Consider the following 16,688-nt stretch of genomic DNA (forward strand, 5'->3'; position numbering starts at 1 on the left):
CCCCTTGATAGGGTTTCCCCACGTGCCAACGTTCCACTGGAACGTCGGCACTCCCCTTCCCGATCTCTGGAGGGTTATTATAACCGCGGGCGTCAACACCCCGGAAAGGACCGCGGGCGCCGCCCGCACCCGCTCAAGGGTCTTGGACCCTTAAGAATCCCGATCCTACTCGATCACCCGGAACTGCGCCGCCGGCGGATCGATCAGCTTCTTCTGGAACGCCGTTTGGGGGTTGATGTAAACGTCGTCCACGCTCACCGAGAAGCAGAGCCGCGGACTGCTGGCGAACCCCGTCTGCCCCGACGTGCCCAGCTGCTGCCCCGCCTCTGCCTCGTCCCCCGCCTGCACTGACAGGGTGTCCAGATGGTAGTACCAGCTCTTGATCCCGAAGCCGTGCTCGATGATCACCGTATTCCCGGTCATGGTCAGGTTCTCGGCCAGCAGCACCTTCCCCCGCTGCGCGGCCGAAACCGGCGTGCCCACCGCCGCCTTGATGTCAATCCCGGTCTTGGCCGAGCCGGTGGTGCTTTGGTTGATATAGCGCACCGCCCCGAACGGGGTGATGATCTCCCCCTCCAGCGGGCGCTGGAAGGGCCCGTCGGGCAGGTACTCCTCCCCGCGCTGGGACAGCAGCGGGGCGATCCGTTCGGAAAACTGCTGCTGCGCCTGGCGGTTGTAGTCCGCATTGGTCACATAGCTGGCATTGTCGGTGATGTGCATGACCTCGAAATCCTTGGCCTTCAAGTCCAGCTTGACCGTGCCGCGCCCCTGTTCGCCGTAGCGCACCTCCACCGGCTGCATCACCGACTGCGCGCTCAGCGGAACCGGCAGCAGCGCCACCCGGTAGTCCTGGTACTGAAAGACCCCGGCCTCCCCGAAGGCCCAGGAGGCCGCAAAGTCCTCCTCCTGCCCGCCCGCCATATAGAGGGTGACCAGCTCGCCGGGATAGCTCCAGCTGCCGCTGACCCCCAGGTGGCGGGGCACCGCGCAGTGGACATCCACCTCGTAGGTGCAGCTCCCCCGGAAGTCCGCCCCCTCCTGCTCGAAGACGGCGGTGAAGCGGTAGGTGTAAAGCCCGTCGCGGTCGGGCGCGAAGGAACCGATCTCCTCCTTGCTCCCGCTAAAAACTGTCTGCCCGTCGCGCAGCACCTCAATCATGGTGCTCACCGGCGCGACGGAAAACTTATAGCTGCATCGGAAGGCCCCCTGGCTCTCGAAGAGCGGGGCATCCCCGGGCGCGGGCGGGGCAACCGTGTGGAACTGCCCGTCGAGCATGCGCACCTCCCACTGCGCGGTGGCAGGGGTGAGCGTCTCGGTGCGCTTGTCGCTGCTCAGTGAAAGGGTGGGCGGCACGGCGTAGGTGTAAAGCCCCTCGAGCGCCGGGGCAGTCACGACCGCGTCCACGGAGGCACGGGGCAGGCGCACATAGTACCCCTCGCGCCGGCAGATGTAGCTGTCGGCATGCTGCGGATCCTCGTAGAACATCCGCTTGACGCTTCTGCCGTCCGCCTGCTTAAAATCTATGCTGAACAGGAATGTGAGGTCCCGCTTGTCCACGCTCGCGCGCTTGGCCTCGGCGATCAGGGCGCCGAGCTGGTCCATCAGCACGCCCCCCTCGACGTAGGTGCCCGACCGGGTGATCAGCGACGGGGCGGAGAGCGAGATCTCCCCCGTCAGCATGGCGCTCAGCCTTTTGTTATGCGCCGTGCTGCCCACCAGAAAGCAGATGAGCAGGATCAGCAGAAAAGCAACCGGCAGAATCACCTTGGCGAGCGCACGCAGCCGCTCGCCGAACCGGTCCATTTGTTCGTCGAAAAAATCCACCGCCGATCGTCCCCCTCTCACAGCGCTGGTATCAGATAACATTATTCTAGCATACCGGCCCCCTCCTGACAACCAAATTTTAGCAGTTAAGCCGCCAGAAAAATAAATTATCTCTTGCATATTTTGATACAGTTTGATATAATAATTGAGCGTTCATCAAGGACGATATATGGAGCGGTATCGAAGTGGTCATAACGGGACTGACTCGAAATCAGTTGGGCCCTTGCGGGTCCCGTGGGTTCGAATCCCACCCGCTCCGCCAAAAAAGAAGGAATTTTGTCATATGACAAAATTCCTTCTTTTTTGGGTTCCGCGCCGCGCTGCGGCGTTCCGTCCGATTTGATCTCATTCGCGGACGGCGCAATAAATTTGTAAATTCAAAGCTGCCTGCGGCAGGTTCCTCAGCCCGCGCGCAGGCCCCCGCCGTCCCCCACGAAATTTATTTTGCAATCGCCCCCGCACTGTCCTATAATGAAAACAGTGGCCGGGAGAAAAATCCAACCTGCCCGGCCCGCTTTACCGTCTGGCGCCGCATTTCAAAAGGAGGTCTGTCCTTTGCCCAATCTCAAACGAATCCCGCTGCAGGGCGCCCATAACTTCCGGGACCTGGGCGGCTATCCCACCGCCGACGGCCGCTGCACCAGGTGGGGGTTGCTATACCGCAGCGACGCGCTCTGCGCCCTCAGCCGGGCGGACTGGGCGCTGCTGCTTCACCGAGGGCTCAAAACGGTGATCGACCTGCGCAGCCTGCCGGAAACACAGTCCGCCCCCCTCTCCCCGCCCGAAGGGGTCCTGGCCCTCCACTTCCCGCTCATGCGAGAGCTGGACGGCGTCCTTCCCGGCCCCGGCACGGGTGAAAAAAGGGTGCTGGACAGCATGCTGCTCGACTACGGGAAGATGCTGTTCGACTCCCTGCCCTGCTGCGCTGAAGTCCTTCGCGCCATCGCCGGACGGCTGGACGCGGGGAGCGTCGCCTTCATGTGCTCGGCCGGCAAGGACCGCACCGGCATAATCGCCGCGGTGCTGCTCTACCTGTGCGGCGTCCCGCGCGAGGACATCGTCGCAGACTATATGGTCAGCAGCACCTACAACGCCAACGGCTTCAACCAGAAGCTCTCCTCCATCCCGCAGTCCATCCGCGCGCTGATCCCCGACCCCGCCATACTTCAAAGCTGCCTTGCATCGCAGCCCGAAACCATCTTAAAGCTGCTCGGCGAACTGGACCAGCGGGACTTTCGCACCCTCCTGGAGGGAGCGGGCTTTTCTTTGGAGCAGCAAGGGCTGCTCAAAACGGCGTTGACCGAGCCCATCTAAACGGAAGGGGCCTGCTGTACGGATCGTACAGCAGGCCCCTTTGCATTGCCGGCATCCCGGTCAGGTCATGTCGTCCCGCAGCGCGTCGATGATATTTTCCTTTTTGATCTTGCTTGTGGCGTACAGCATGGTGATGAAAACGATACAGAACACGCCCAGCACGCTGGCCGCCAGGCTGCCCCACGGGAACACGAAGGCGAGGTCCTCCAGCCTTTCCCCGAGCGCCATCGCTTTGTAAATCAGCCATGCGAGGAGCCCGGCCAGGGGCACTCCGAACAGCAGCGTGCGCATGCCGTAGAAGGCGCACTCAAAATTCATCATCTTATTGAAGCCGCGCTCGGACATCCCCACCGAGCGGAGCATGGCGAGCTCGCGCCGGCGCAGCCTGATGTTGGTGGAGATCGTGTTGAACACGTTGGCAACCGCGATCAGCGAGATCATGACGACAAAAACACGGGTGAACACATCGACCACAAAGGTGGCGCTGCGGAACAAATCGACGGTCGTGGACAGGTTGAGCAGGGTATAATCGGCCGCGACGCCCGCTTCCCCGATCATCGCCTGCATCTGTGCCATCGACCGGGCGGGATTATCCGACCAGAAGGTCAGGCCAAACGTCGCGCGGCCTCCCAGCGCGTCGAACCGCGGCTTTTGCTGCCATGGGGCGACCGCCATAAAAAGGTAATCGGGCATGGAATCTTTCGGCAGGGTATCCAGCGGATAGCGATCCACAAAGGTGCCGCTCACCGTCAGCGCCCCTTCCCCGCCGGCGGAGCAAAACGTAAAATCCATCGTGCTGCCGGTGAAATACGTCCTGTGCTCGGCGGTATTCATCCCAATCATCAAAATTTTTGCGTTGGGCCCGGTATATTCCGCCTTGGGTAGACCGAGGCCCTCGATGAAATCATAGTAGATGCCATCCTCGATAAACTGCACGTCGATCGGCAGCTCCAGCGTTTCTCCCGTGCTTTCATCCGACACCGCTTCCCGGTAGGCGCCCAAAAAATCTGCCGGAAGGCCGCCCGTCCTGCCGGGATAGGTCAGGTCCGCCTGGTAGGTGCTGCCATAAACGCCGTCGGCGGTTTTCAGCTCTTGATACAGCGTGAGCAGCTCGTTTTCCTCCATCTCCTGGGTGTAGAAGCTGACGTCGCCGTCCATCTCCACGGTGTATTCCTTGGCGAGCTGTTTGAGCGTGGCACCAAACGCGCTCCCCGCCACGGACAGCACCACGCTCAGCGTCAGGGAGAGCACGACGCTGCGGTAGCGTTTTTTGTTGCGCTTAAAATTTTTGAGCGCGAGCGTCCCCTCCAGGCCGTACAGGCGCTGCGCGAGCTTTGAGGGCTTCACCGCCTTCATCCCGGTCTTGATCTCGCCCGTCTGGAGGATGCACGCCATCACCGGCGTGCCGGCGGCTTTCCGGGCCGGGATGTAGGCCGAAATCAGAATGGTAACCAGGCTGATTGCCGCCGCCGCGGCAAGCGCCGGGACGGACACCGCCAGGGTCAGGGGCACGCTGCTGCTGGTGATGGTGCCAAAATTCCTTGCGACGACGGGCAGCAGAAGCGCGGTGCCGGCAATTCCCGCAAGCACGCCGAGCGGGATTCCGGCGGCCCCTATGCAGGCCCCCTCGAAGAGCACCGAACTGAGCAGCTGCTTTTTGGTAGCGCCCACCGACATGAGCAGACCGAACTGGTGGGTGCGCTCGTTGAGCGAGATGTTGAAGGAATTGTAAATCAGGAAAACCGAGCCGATCATAATGATCGCGACCAGGACCCCGCCGACCGAATACAGCAGGGTGTTGAACAGCCTGTCGTCCGAAGCGCCCAGGAAGCGCAGCACGTCCTCGTTGAGCACATAATCGCCCGCGCCCGCCGTCCGGTCCGCGTAGTCCCGGGCGGCGCGCGGGTTTTTGAGCGTTGCAAACAGGCTGTAGCTGTCCGCACCTCCCGGGTCCGCCTTCGTTATCGCGGTGTAGCCCGGGGCCGTATGCTCCTCATAGCCCGGCCTTTCATAGGTGCCCACCACCGTATAGGTTCTCTCCCGCCCGGGCGCCAGCGTTTCCCCGCCGGGGCGGTAGGGGTCGTGCTGGTTCATCGTCTCGTCCCCGGCCCGGCGGGTCCCGGGCGCGAGGGTGAGCGTATCGCCTGCCTTCAGGCGCACGCCGCCCTTCACCGAGACATGGGAGGGGATGATGATTTCCCCGCTGGTTTCCGGCAGCCTGCCGGAAATCAGGGTGACGGGCAGGGCGTCGAAGGCCTGCCCGCCGAACCCGGCGATAAAAAGATAGGGCTTTTCGGGGCTTTTCAGGCCATCGAGCGCGGCATAGCCGATATTTTGGAACGCCGCGGCGGACAGGACCTCCCTCTCGCGGATCCGCTCCTGCACGAAGGAGGCGCCCACATCCGGAAATTCGACGTGCCAGCCGCCGCATTTTGCAATCGAGCCGTTGACCATAAAATTTAGCAGCGATGTGCCGAAGGCCGCCACCGCCGTGATCAAGGCGGCGGACAGCGCCACGCCGGCAACCGTCACCAGCGTGCGCGCGCGGTTCTTTTTGAGCCCCTGCAGGGCCACTTTATGAAAGATGTTCATCCCCGCGCCGCCTGCCTTTCATCCCGCACCACTTTCCCGTCCGCGATGGTGATGATCCGCCCCGCCTGCAGCGCGATGTTCTCGTCGTGGGTGACGATGATCAGCGTCTGGCGGTATTTGAGGTGGCTCTCCTTGAGCAGGCGGATGATCTCCTGGCCGTTGCGGCTGTCCAGGCTGCCGGTGGGCTCGTCGGCCAGGCAGACCGCCGGCGCGTTCATCAGCGCGCGCCCGATGGCGACGCGCTGCTGCTGGCCGCCCGAAAGCTGGTTGGGCAGGTGGTTCCTGCGCTCCTGGAGCCCGAGCAGCTCCAGCAGCTCTTCCAGCCGCTCCCTGTTGACCTTTCGCTTGTCCATCAGGACCGGCAGGGTGATGTTTTCCACCACATCCAGGGTGGGGATCAGGTTGTGGAACTGGTAGATCAGCCCGACCTGGCGCCTGCGGAAGATGGCGAGGCTTTCGCTGCTCCCCGCATAAACGTCCTGCCCATCCAGGTAAACCTTGCCGCTCGTCGGCACGTCCACCCCCGCCATCGCGTGCAGCAGGGTGGATTTGCCCGAGCCGGAGGAGCCGGTGATCGCGACGAACTCCCCCTTCCCGATGGAGAGGGAAACATGGTCCAGCGCGGCCACCCGGCTGTCCCCCCTGCCATAGACCTTGCACAGGTCCTCAACTTTTAAAAACTCCATGATATGCGCCTCCCTCCGGTGGTTTACCTCTATGATAGGACTTCCTCCTTACAGCCCGGTGACTTCCCGGTGAGAGATTTGTCACTTTGGAAAGCGGATGGTGAACACCGCGCCGCCCTGCGGATGGTTTTTCGCGGTGATGGTCCCGCCCTGCCGGGTGATGATCGTTTTGCAGAGCGCCAGCCCAATGCCGTACCCTGCGGCGCCCGAATCCTTCCCCCGGTAAAATCGCTCGAACAGCCGGGGCAGGTCCTCCTTTTCAAACCCCGGGCCGCTGTCGCGGATGGCGAGCTCGGTATACAGCGGGGTATCCGCGCCGGATATTTCGATCCTCCCGCCGTCGCCCGCGCCTTCCATGCAGTTTTTCAGGATGTTCTGGACGGCCTGCGAAAGCCAGTCCCCATCTCCCATCATCTCCATCCCCCGCGGCAGGTCGGTCGTTACCTGGACCCCGTGCAGCTCCATCGGGATGAGGAACGGGCGCAGCGCGGCGCTCATCAGGGCGTTTACGTCTATTCGCCCGCTCTGGAACTCCACGATTCCCGCATCCAGCCGGGACAGCTTTAAGAGCGAATCAATCAGCCACTCCATCCTCAAAAACAGCTCCTCCGTCTCCCGCAGCAGGGCCTTTCGCTCTTTTTCCCCGGGGCTGTTTTTCAGCAGGGACAGGATCAGGTTCGCGCTGGTGAGCGGGGTGCGCAGCTGATGGGCGATGTCGGCGAGGGATTCGGCCAGCCGCCCCTTCTCCCTTTTGAGCGCCTCGTTCTGCTCCCGGATGCGCAGCGTCATTTTCGTGATCTCGCTTTGCAGGATGGCGAGCTCCCCCTCGTCCGACTCGCTGATATACAGGCGCTCGGCGTTGTGGAGCACCAGGTCGATCTGCTCCGAAAGCCGCGCGATGCTCCGGTACCGGGCCTTGGTGAACGCAAAAAACGCCGTCCCAAGGGCGGCGGCCAGGGCGAGGGCCAGAGCCCCCGCCGCCGGACGGATGGCGAAGCCCGCCGCCGCGGCCGCGACGGTGATGACGAGAAACAAAACGGCAAAACGCCGGACCTCCCTACCTCGAAACATAGCCACCTCCCAGCCGGTACCCGGTTCCGCGCACGGTCAGGATGATCTTCGGATCGGCCGGGTCGTCCTCGATCTTTTCGCGCAGCCGTTTGATGTAGACGGTCAGGGTATTGTTGTTGACAAATTCACCCGCCGCGTCCCAAAGCTCATCCAACAGCCGCTCCCGCGTGAGAATGCTTTTGGGGTTGCAAAGGAAGATGAGCAGTAGTCGGTATTCCAGCGCGGAGAGGAAGACCTCTGCCCCGCCCTTTTTCACGGTCCCGCTGGCCGTGTCGACCGAGAGCCCGCCGATTTCAAACGCCGTCGGCGTGCGCCCGGCCTTGCGCAGGGCGCTCCCGATCCGCGCGACCAGCTCGCGCGGACGGAACGGCTTGGTGATATAGTCGTCCGCCCCCATGTTGAGCCCCGTGACGACGCTCGCCTCATCGCCGAAGGCCGTCAGGAAGATCACGGGGATGTCCTGCGCCTGTTTGATCTGCGTACAGACCGCGAAGCCGTTCCCGTCCGGCAGGGAGACGTCGACCAGCGCCAGGTCAAACCTGCCGCCCCCGGCGAGCAGGTCGCCGGCTTCCCGCTGCGTGGAGGCATGGGTGACGGCGAAGCCCTCCGCGCAGAGCAGCCTCGAGAGGTTCTTCGCAATTTCCCTGTCATCCTCAACCAAAAATATCCGTTTCATTTCGGTTCACCAATCTTTTTAGGTTTATAACCGGCGCCCAAAGGCAGCGTCCGGTACCTCAATTATATTTTGAAAAGGCAAATAGTACAAGCAAAAGAAACGGCGCAGCCGCAGCCGCGCCGTTTCTTTGGTAAGTATTTTTGTCCTACTCTTCCTCCAGCCGCCGGATATGCCGGTCCGCCCGGAAAGGCAGGCAGGAAAGCGAGCCGAACAATCCGATAACTAGAAAAAGCATTGCGGCCCCCGAGCCCTTCCCCCCGCCGAAGAGCAGCACCCAAAGGCTCCGGGGCCCTTGTGCTGCCATGAAGGGCTCGAATACCCGGTCGGTCAAGAGCCCGCCCAGCAGGTAGCCCAAGGGGATGGTGAAAAATTGCAGCGTGTTGCGGGCCGAATAGACCCTCCCCTGCATCTCCAACGGGATTTTGGTGCGCAGCAGCACATCCATGTTGGCGTTCATCACCGGGATGAAGAGCCAGCCCAGCACCGCCGCCAGGCACCAGACCGGTGTGCTGCGCCCGAAGGCGAGCAGGAAGTTCTCGGTGCTCATCGAGAAGAGCAGGCTGTTGAGGATCGCTTTCACCCGGCTCCTGGGCGCGGGCAGCAGCGACACCAGCACACTGCCCGCCAGCGAGGCCATGCCAGTCACGGTGTTCACCAGCGCAAGCGCCCGCTCCCCGCCGCCCGGGCGGGAGAGCAGCATGGCGGGCAGGGCGGCGTTAAAGATTGAAGCGGTCAGGTTGATGATGGATAAAAACAGAATCAGGTCGAGAATGCCCCGGTTGCGGCGCAGATACCGCAGCCCGGCCGCCGCCGACTGGAGCACCGACTCCTGCCTCTCCCCGTCCCGCGGCGGCTGAGGGATCCGGATCAGGCACAGCAGCGCCAGGAAGGCCAGCGCGAACGAGCCGAGGTCCACCCAGATGACCGCCCGTAGTCCCAAAAAGCCGTAGAGCGCGGCGGCGAAGACCGGGGTGAGGATGGTCACCAGCGAATTGGAAAGCGAGCGCAGGCCGCCGACGCGCTGGTACTGCGCTTTCGGCGCCAGCAGGCTGACCGCCACGTCCGAGGCGGGCTGCTGCACCGTGTTCATCAGGCCGTTTAGGGCGTTGAGCAAGTAGAGATGCCAGACCTCGAGCCGGCCCAATGTGAGCAGGATCAGCACCGTCAGGGTGCACAGCGCGGCGACGCTGTCGCAGACCAGCATGGTGCGCCGCTTGTCCCACCGGTCGCTCAGGGCCCCGGCGAAGATGCTCAGCAGCACATAGGGCGCATAGGAGGCGACCGCCAGCAGGGAGGTCACCAGCGCCGAGCCGCTGCGCTGATAGGCCCAGAGCACCAGTGCGAAATTGGTCATGGCGCTGCCCAGCCCGGAAAGGGCCTGGGTGCTCCAAAGGATCAGGAAAGCACGCAGCTCCCCAAAGGATGTACGAAAATTTTTAAACATGACTTTGCCCCTCGTTTCAAAAAATCATCCTGAAACGTGCAAAGCCCAGCGGACGAATAAAAGTGATCCGCTCCGTGTAGTCTCGTCCGGTCTCAGACCTTGCACGGAGGGGCGACAATACAGAGTCTCATCCCGCTGCTCCTTTCTCTTGCGGCCGGTTGAAGCGGATTCTGGCACGTGGCCCAGAACAGGCCGCCAAACCATCATAGCATAATTTTTGCCGCTTGCCTATAGGGACGCTCGACCGGCAGGGCGGTTGTGTGATAGAATATAAAAAACTGTGTAAAAAAGTGCATGGCGGTGTTTCATTGTTTCATCACTTTCTCCCACATATGGCAGGACATTGTCTCGGACTTGCGTCCGAGCCATTCCAAGAATGCTTTGCATTCTTTAAATTATTGCATGGGAGAATCACTTATGACACAGGAAAACTACAATTACCGTACCAGCCCTCTCTTGCTGCGCAATCAGTTTGATGGGGCCGATATTTGGAAAATCCCCCTCATCCCCAAGGCAGAATTTTCCGAGGCGGACTTTGAAAACCTGCGGCTGATTGGCTTTGACCGTACAAAGCTGGAGAACAATAATCTTTTGGAACGGATGGTGCACTTTTTCCTCTACGACTACAAATTTGAGCGGGTTTGGAAGAGCCCGGACAGCGACATTGAAAAGCTGCGGCGCTATCGCGCCGTGCTCTCGCCGGACTTTAGCATCTACACGGAAATGACTCCGGTGCTCCAGCTCTACAACGTCTTCCGCAACCGCTGGTGCGGCGCATATTTTGCCAGCAAAGGCATGCGGGTGGTCCCGACCGTGAGCTGGGGGGAAGAAAACACCTTTGATTTTTGTTTTATGGGGATCCCCAAAGGCAGCACGGTGGCGGTTTCCACCTATATGGTGAGTGCGCACGGCAACCACGCGGATCAAAAGGAATTTTTTCTCAAAGGCTATCGGGAGATGATGAGGCGGCTGGAGCCTCAGCGGATCATCTGCTACAATGAGCCGTTCCCCGAGATGGAGGGGAACATCATCTTTGTCGATTATGAGCTCTCCTCCTGGAAATATCAAAACGACGATTATGTCCCATCCAAATATCTTCCCTATATCCTCGGGGAGAAGCCGCTGCCAAAGGACAGCGGTATCGTGATTAAGTCGGGATACATTCCGTCCAACCCGTCCGCCCATAAGGGGATGGGCAGCGCCCACGGCGGCAGGTGGACGCCTGCGAAACCGGATGACGAACGTTTTGTGGGTAAACCGGGTGAGATAAAACAATCTCAGACAGGCGGAAGAGGAGGAGGCTATCACAGAGAAACCAAAATAGGAGAAGGCGGCAAGGCGATTATAGAAAGACATCATTCGGTTCACGGTAATCCAGCAAAACATACTGATCCCCACGACCACATCATAGATTGGTCTAAGGGCTTTCCAGACCTAGAGCCGCCGATTAATTATCCGGACGGCGCTCCGGTATTTAAAAAATATGGAGGGTTAAAGACTATGGACGATATGATCACATTCGTGCCGGACAACCGATCCGAGGAACAGCGTTTGGAGGACAACCGCTTTAAAACCATCAGCGAGTTTAAATGGAGCGTACAATGTGGGGCAGAAATCGAATTTGTTTGGAAGGACAAGACCTTTGGCATCTTTTCAAAGCTCCAAAAAACGCCGGACTCCCCCATTCAAATTTTAATCACCCAAGTCCTGATCGACAATCCCGAGGCGACCGAGGGGTGGTACGACACCCCGGACGAAGCGCTCGAATACGTCGTCGACGGTGAGCGGCTGCGCGACATCATCACAAGGGTGGAGGTCACCGACCGCACCATCTGATCCCGGCAGCATGCCAGCGCCCCGCGGCTTATAAAGCTGCGGGGCGCTTTTTGGATTACAGCATTTTTTTGAGGTACTGCCCGGTATAGGAGCGCTTGCAGGCCGCCACCTTTTCGGGGGTGCCGGTGGCCACCACCCTACCGCCCTCGTCTCCCCCCTCGGGCCCGAGGTCGATCACATGGTCGGCGGTTTTAATGACATCCAGATTGTGCTCGATCACCACCACCGTGTTCCCGGCGTCCACCAGCGACTGGAGCACCCCGATGAGCTTGTGCACGTCGTAGGTATGCAGCCCGGTGGTCGGCTCGTCCAGCACATAGATGGTCCTCCCGGTGGAAACCTTGGCCAGCTCGGTGGCCAGCTTCACCCGCTGCGCCTCGCCGCCCGACAGGGTGGTCGCCGGCTGGCCGAGCTTGACGTATCCGAGCCCCACGTCCACGATGGTTTGCAGCTTGCGCCGGATCTTGGGCAGCGGGCCGAAGAACTCGAGCGCCTCCTCCACCGTCATCTCCAGCACGTCGTAGATGTTCTTCCCCTTGTATTTGATCTCGAGCGTCTCCCGGTTGTAGCGGCTGCCGCCGCACACCTCGCAGGGGACGAAGATGTCGGGCAGGAAGTGCATCTCGATCTTGATGATCCCGTCGCCCTCGCAGGCCTCGCACCGCCCGCCCTTGGTGTTGAAGGAAAAGCGGGAGGCCGTGTAGCCCCGGGCCTTGGCGTCGGCGGTTTGGGCGAACAGCTCGCGGATGTCGTTAAAGACCCCGGTATAGGTCGCGGGGTTGGAGCGCGGGGTGCGCCCGATAGGCGACTGGTCGATGTCGATGATCTTGTCCAGGTGCTCAAGCCCCTTGATTTCACGGAACTTCCCGGCCTTGCCCTTGGCGCCGTTCAAATACTTCGCTAAGTGTTTGTATAAGATTTCGTTGACCAGGGTGCTCTTGCCCGAGCCGGAAACGCCGGTCACCGCCGTGAAGGTGCCGAGCGGGATCTTCACATTGATCTTTTGCAGATTGTTCTGCTCGGCCCCCAGGATTTCCAGGGTGTTGCCGCTGCCTGTGCGGCGGGTGGCCGGCACCTCGACCTTGCGCGCGCCCGAGAGGTACTGGCCGGTCAGCGACTCCTTGCAGGCCATGATGTCCTCCACCGTCCCTTGGGCGACCACCTCTCCCCCATGTACCCCGGCGCCTGGGCCGATGTCCAAAATCCAGTCCGCCTGGCGCATGGTGTCCTCGTCGTGCTCCACCACGATCAGGGTGTTGCCGATGTCCCGCAGCCGTTTCAGGGTGGCGATCAGCTTGTCGTTGTCCCGCTGGTGCAGCCCGATCGAGGGCTCGTCCAGGATATAGAGCACCCCCACCAGGGAAGAACCGATCTGGGTTGCCAGGCGGATACGCTGGCTCTCGCCGCCCGAGAGGGTCGCGCTCGAGCGCGAGAGGGTGAGGTACCCAAGCCCGACGCTGCGCAGGAAGCCCAGCCGCTCACGGATCTCCTTTAAAATCTGGTCGGCAATGCGCATCTCATGCTCGGTAAAATGTTGGTGCTCAAAGAAGTCGAGGATCCCCACCACCGACAAATCGCACAGCTCGGTGATGTTACGCTCCCCGATCAGCACCGAGAGCGACTCCTTTTTGAGCCGCCGCCCGCCGCATTCGGGGCAGGGCACCGCGGTCATCACCGAGGTGATCTCCTCGCGCATCCAGTTGCTGTTGGTCTCGCGAAAACGCCTCTCCAGGTTGTTGACGATCCCCTCGAAGTCGGTCATATATTCCCCGGTCATCGCCCCGCTGCCGCGTACCACCTTGAATTTCTTTCCGCCTGTGCCGTAGAGCAGCACGTCCAGCGCTTTCTTCGGCAGCTCGCGCACCGGCACGTCCAGCGAAAAGCCGTACGCCTCGGCCAGGCCCTCGTAGTACATCGCGCTCATCGAGTCGGGTGCGTAGTACCAGCCGCTGGCCTTGATCGCGCCCTCGCGGATCGAAAGCTCCTTTTTGGGGATAATGAGATCGGGGTCCACCTGCATGAAGGTGCCCAGCCCCGTGCACTTGGGGCAGGCGCCGAAGGGGTTGTTAAAGGAAAACATGCGGGGGTTTAGTTCCTCGATGCTGATTCCGTGCTCGGGGCAGGCAAAGGACTGGGAGAAGAGCATCTCCTCCCCATCCTGCACATCCACCAGCACCAGCGAGCCGGTCAGCGAAAGGCAGGTCTCGATCGAATCGGCCAGCCGGGTGCGGATCGTCTCCTTGACCACCAGCCGGTCCACCACGATGTCGATGTTGTGCTTGAAATTCTTTTGCAGCTTGATCTCTTCGCTTAATTCGTACATGTTCCCGTCGATCCGCGCGCGCACATAGCCGCCGCGCCTGGCGCGGTCGAGCTCCTTGGTGTGCTCGCCCTTCTTACCCCTCACCACCGGGGCCATCACCTGGATCTTGGTCCCCCCGGGCAGCGAAAGCACCTGGTCCACCATCTGGTCCACCGTCTGCTGCTTGATCTGGCGCCCGCAGACCGGGCAGTGCGGCACGCCCACCCGCGCATAGAGCAGCCGCAGATAGTCGTAAATCTCGGTAACCGTGCCCACGGTGGAGCGCGGGTTTTTCGAGGTGGTCTTCTGGTCGATCGAAATGGCGGGCGACAGCCCCTCGATCTGGTCCACGTCGGGCTTGTCCATCTGCCCGAGGAACATCCGGGCGTAGGAGGAGAGGCTTTCGACATACCGGCGCTGCCCGTCGGCATAGATGGTGTCGAACGCCAGCGAGGATTTGCCCGACCCCGACAGCCCGGTGAAAACGATCAGCTTATCGCGCGGGATGGTCACGTCGATATTTTTCAGATTGTGTACCCGCGCGCCCTTTATTACAATTTTATCAGTCGCCAAAAAAATGCCTCCCAACAGCGAACATACTTTCGTTTCTGATTATAGCATAATCTTTTTAGAAGTCAATTGTCTTGAGCGTTCGCTCAAGACAATTTAAGAACGCCTTGCGTTCTTTGAACACTTCGAGTTCTTTTAGAAGGTTTTCCTGCCTTTTTTGGGTAAGGGCAAAGTTTGTAAAAAGCGGGCAAACATGCTATAATCCTTCTAAATTCGATAAAAAAGGAGCTATCCTGATGATTTACGGCATCATCGCGGCCCTCGACGAGGAGCTGCTGCCCCTGCTCGAGCGCACCGAGGTCCATGAAAGCAAGGCCTGCTGCGGCACCACCATCTACCGCGGCGAGCTCGGGGGACGGCAGGCCGTGCTCTGCAAATGCTCGATCGGGACCCTCAACGCCGCCATCTGCACGAATATCGTGATCCGCGAGTTCGGCGCCACGGCGGTGATCAACACCGGGATTGCCGGGGCCCTGGGCGAGGGAGTACAGGTGCTAGACCTGGTAATCTCAAAGGACGTCACCCGCTACGACATCGACGCCCCGATCTATCATAAGTATTACCCCTTCACCACCGTCTATGAGGCGAACGCCATTTTGGCCGGGCGCGCCATCAAAGCCGCCGAAGTGCTCCAGAAGCCGGACGGCGCCCCCGTGCTGGTGCACCATGGGCGGGTGCTCACCGGGGACCACTTTGTGGAGAGCTCGCAGATGAAGCGGGAGCTAATCGCAAAGTATCGGCCTCTCTGCTGCGAGATGGAGGGCGCCGCCGTCGCCCATGCGGCGCTGGTGAACGACTGCCCCTTCCTCGTGATCCGGGCCATGTCCGACTGCGCGGACGAAAACGCCAACGAGAGCTATGACAATCTGATCAGCCACGCCGGCTTGCTCTCAGCCCGGACGGTGCTCGGCATCCTCGCGCGGGACGACGGGAGCGCGCTCTGATGTACCGCGCGTACCGTGTATCCCGTGTGCTCGCGGCGTTCCTTTCGGCCGCGCTGCTGCTGAGCGGCTGCGGAAAGGGAGAGGAGTCCCCTCCCCCGCCCGCCGCGTCCTCCCCTGCCGCTTCTTCCGAAGCGGATATACAGGAACCCGCGCAGGCTTTGCAATCTTCGCGCCCGCAGGGGCCCTACCCCGCCCCGCTCTCTGTTCTGGGACCGCAGAGGGTGGACCTCGAGCCTCTATTTGACAGCTACTACGGCACCTTCCTGCAAATCCCGCAGGAGAGCACCTTCAGCTTCACCTTCGCGCCGGGGACGGCGCTCAATTTCCTGCGCGTCTCCCCGATCGGGCGCTGCCAAATCAAGGTGGAGGCCGGGGGCCAGGTGCTCTACGACGCGAATACGGAATCTTCCTCCCCCCTGCCCAAAGAGGGCCTGACCGGCGGGATCATCTGCCGTTTTGACGACACTGAGGCGGACAGGTTTACCCTCACCGTCACCCCGCTCGAGGAGGGGGTATGTCTCGATGAAACCGCCTTCGGGCTGCTGGAACAGGGCCTGCCCGCCTCGGCCTATCTGCCCGCCTCCACTAAGCCACAGGCCCTCGGAGAATACCGGGAGAGCCTGGCGCTGCTGCGGCAGGTGACGCTCATCACCGGCACCTGCTGGGACGCACAGGGCGAGGTGCAGGTGATTGATCAAAACTACCCCGCCCTGCTCGCCGCCCTGAAGGAGTATGCCGGGGAGGACGGACCCAAGATTTTAAGCACCTTCTATCCCGCAAGAGAGCTGGTGCGCGCCGGGAGCGCCGGGGAGAGCGTCGCGACCCCCGAGCGCCGCAGCGCGCTGATCCGCTCGCTGATCGCCCACTGTGAGGAGTACGGCCTTGACGGGATCGACTTCGACTGGGAGACCCCGAAGGATGAGTCGGAGTGGGCCTTCTACAGCGCGCTGATCACCGAGGCGGCAAAGGCCCTGGAGGAGCGCGGGCTTCTGCTCAGCGCCGCCCTCTATCCCGGGGACTGCCAATATCTCAGCTCCGAGGCGGTGGCGGCGCTGCCGACGCTCAATTTGATGGCCTACGACCAGTTCGACGACGGCGGGCGGCATTCCACCTATCTGGCGGCCTACGAAGCGGCCGCCAAGGCGCGCGGGGCGGGCTTCGCCCCTGCACAGCTCTGTCTTGGCATCCCGACCTACGGCCGGCCGCTGGATGGAAGCGCCAGCTGGCCGCTCTACCGGGACGCGGCCCTCAGCTATGCCCAAAATGAAGCGGACGGGGCCTATTATAATTCCCCGGCCCTCGCGCGGGACAAGGCCGCCTTCGCGGCGCTCGAGGGCTTCGGCGGGGTGTTTTTATACCACCTTGGCGGGGACCTGCCGGCGCCCGACCGTCTCTCGCTGCTGCAAAGTCTTCGCTAGAATGGAGGGAT

At 61.5% G+C, this 16,688-nt stretch carries 11 protein-coding genes and 1 tRNA gene; 5 read left to right on the top strand and 7 right to left on the bottom strand.

Annotated features, from left to right (window positions below; genetic code table 11):
- Positions 1 to 165 precede the first annotated feature (165 nt).
- On the bottom strand, positions 166 to 1,824 hold the full coding sequence (locus B5477_RS00655) for a M23 family metallopeptidase (protein ID WP_143533517.1): 1,659 nt from the start codon (positions 1,822 to 1,824) through the stop codon (positions 166 to 168).
- 171 nt (positions 1,825 to 1,995) lie between these two features.
- Between B5477_RS00655 and B5477_RS00660 the strand changes: the two genes are divergently transcribed.
- A tRNA-Ser gene (locus B5477_RS00660) sits at positions 1,996 to 2,086 on the top strand.
- Between the two features lie 293 nt (positions 2,087 to 2,379).
- A complete protein-coding gene (locus B5477_RS00665) occupies positions 2,380 to 3,138 on the top strand; it encodes a tyrosine-protein phosphatase (protein ID WP_159448880.1) in 759 nt (252 codons plus the stop codon).
- Between the two features lie 60 nt (positions 3,139 to 3,198).
- Here the strand turns inward: B5477_RS00665 and B5477_RS00670 are convergent, their stop codons facing one another.
- The 5 genes from B5477_RS00670 to B5477_RS00690 form a co-directional block, all read right to left on the bottom strand.
- Positions 3,199 to 5,730 carry an ABC transporter permease gene (locus B5477_RS00670; protein ID WP_079697921.1) on the bottom strand — a complete coding sequence of 844 codons (2,532 nt, stop codon included), beginning with the start codon at positions 5,728 to 5,730 and terminating at the stop codon, positions 3,199 to 3,201.
- Positions 5,727 to 6,416 carry an ABC transporter ATP-binding protein gene (locus B5477_RS00675; RefSeq protein ID WP_079697922.1) on the bottom strand — a complete coding sequence of 230 codons (690 nt, stop codon included), beginning with the start codon at positions 6,414 to 6,416 and terminating at the stop codon, positions 5,727 to 5,729. The genes B5477_RS00670 and B5477_RS00675 overlap by 4 nt, the downstream gene beginning before the upstream one ends.
- Positions 6,417 to 6,497: 81 nt before the next feature.
- Complete coding sequence (locus B5477_RS00680; protein ID WP_079697923.1) at positions 6,498 to 7,487, bottom strand: sensor histidine kinase; 990 nt, start codon at positions 7,485 to 7,487, stop codon at positions 6,498 to 6,500.
- Positions 7,474 to 8,163: a response regulator transcription factor gene (locus B5477_RS00685; RefSeq protein WP_079697924.1), complete on the bottom strand. Its 690-nt coding sequence runs from the start codon at positions 8,161 to 8,163 to the stop codon at positions 7,474 to 7,476. Before B5477_RS00685 ends, B5477_RS00680 begins: the two co-directional genes overlap by 14 nt.
- Positions 8,164 to 8,308: 145 nt before the next feature.
- On the bottom strand, positions 8,309 to 9,607 hold the full coding sequence (locus B5477_RS00690; RefSeq protein ID WP_079697925.1) for an MFS transporter: 1,299 nt from the start codon (positions 9,605 to 9,607) through the stop codon (positions 8,309 to 8,311).
- A 354-nt stretch (positions 9,608 to 9,961) separates the two neighbouring features.
- Here B5477_RS00690 and B5477_RS00695 point away from each other — a divergent pair, with 354 nt between their 5' ends.
- Positions 9,962 to 11,443: a DUF4417 domain-containing protein gene (locus B5477_RS00695; RefSeq protein WP_159448881.1), complete on the top strand. Its 1,482-nt coding sequence runs from the start codon at positions 9,962 to 9,964 to the stop codon at positions 11,441 to 11,443.
- Between the two features lie 55 nt (positions 11,444 to 11,498).
- On the opposite strand, the gene uvrA is transcribed toward B5477_RS00695, so the two are convergent.
- A complete protein-coding gene (gene uvrA / locus B5477_RS00700; RefSeq protein ID WP_079697927.1) occupies positions 11,499 to 14,318 on the bottom strand; it encodes an excinuclease ABC subunit UvrA in 2,820 nt (939 codons plus the stop codon).
- Between the two features lie 233 nt (positions 14,319 to 14,551).
- On the opposite strand from uvrA, the gene B5477_RS00705 reads away from it, so the two are divergent.
- Complete coding sequence (locus B5477_RS00705; protein WP_079697928.1) at positions 14,552 to 15,259, top strand: 5'-methylthioadenosine/adenosylhomocysteine nucleosidase; 708 nt, start codon at positions 14,552 to 14,554, stop codon at positions 15,257 to 15,259.
- Positions 15,259 to 16,677: a glycoside hydrolase family 18 protein gene (locus B5477_RS00710; RefSeq protein ID WP_079697929.1), complete on the top strand. Its 1,419-nt coding sequence runs from the start codon at positions 15,259 to 15,261 to the stop codon at positions 16,675 to 16,677. Before B5477_RS00705 ends, B5477_RS00710 begins: the two co-directional genes overlap by 1 nt.
- Positions 16,678 to 16,688: the final 11 nt, after the last annotated feature.

It is taken from the genome of Provencibacterium massiliense (assembly GCF_900169495.1).
GTDB lineage: Bacteria > Bacillota > Clostridia > Oscillospirales > Ruminococcaceae > Harryflintia > Harryflintia acetispora.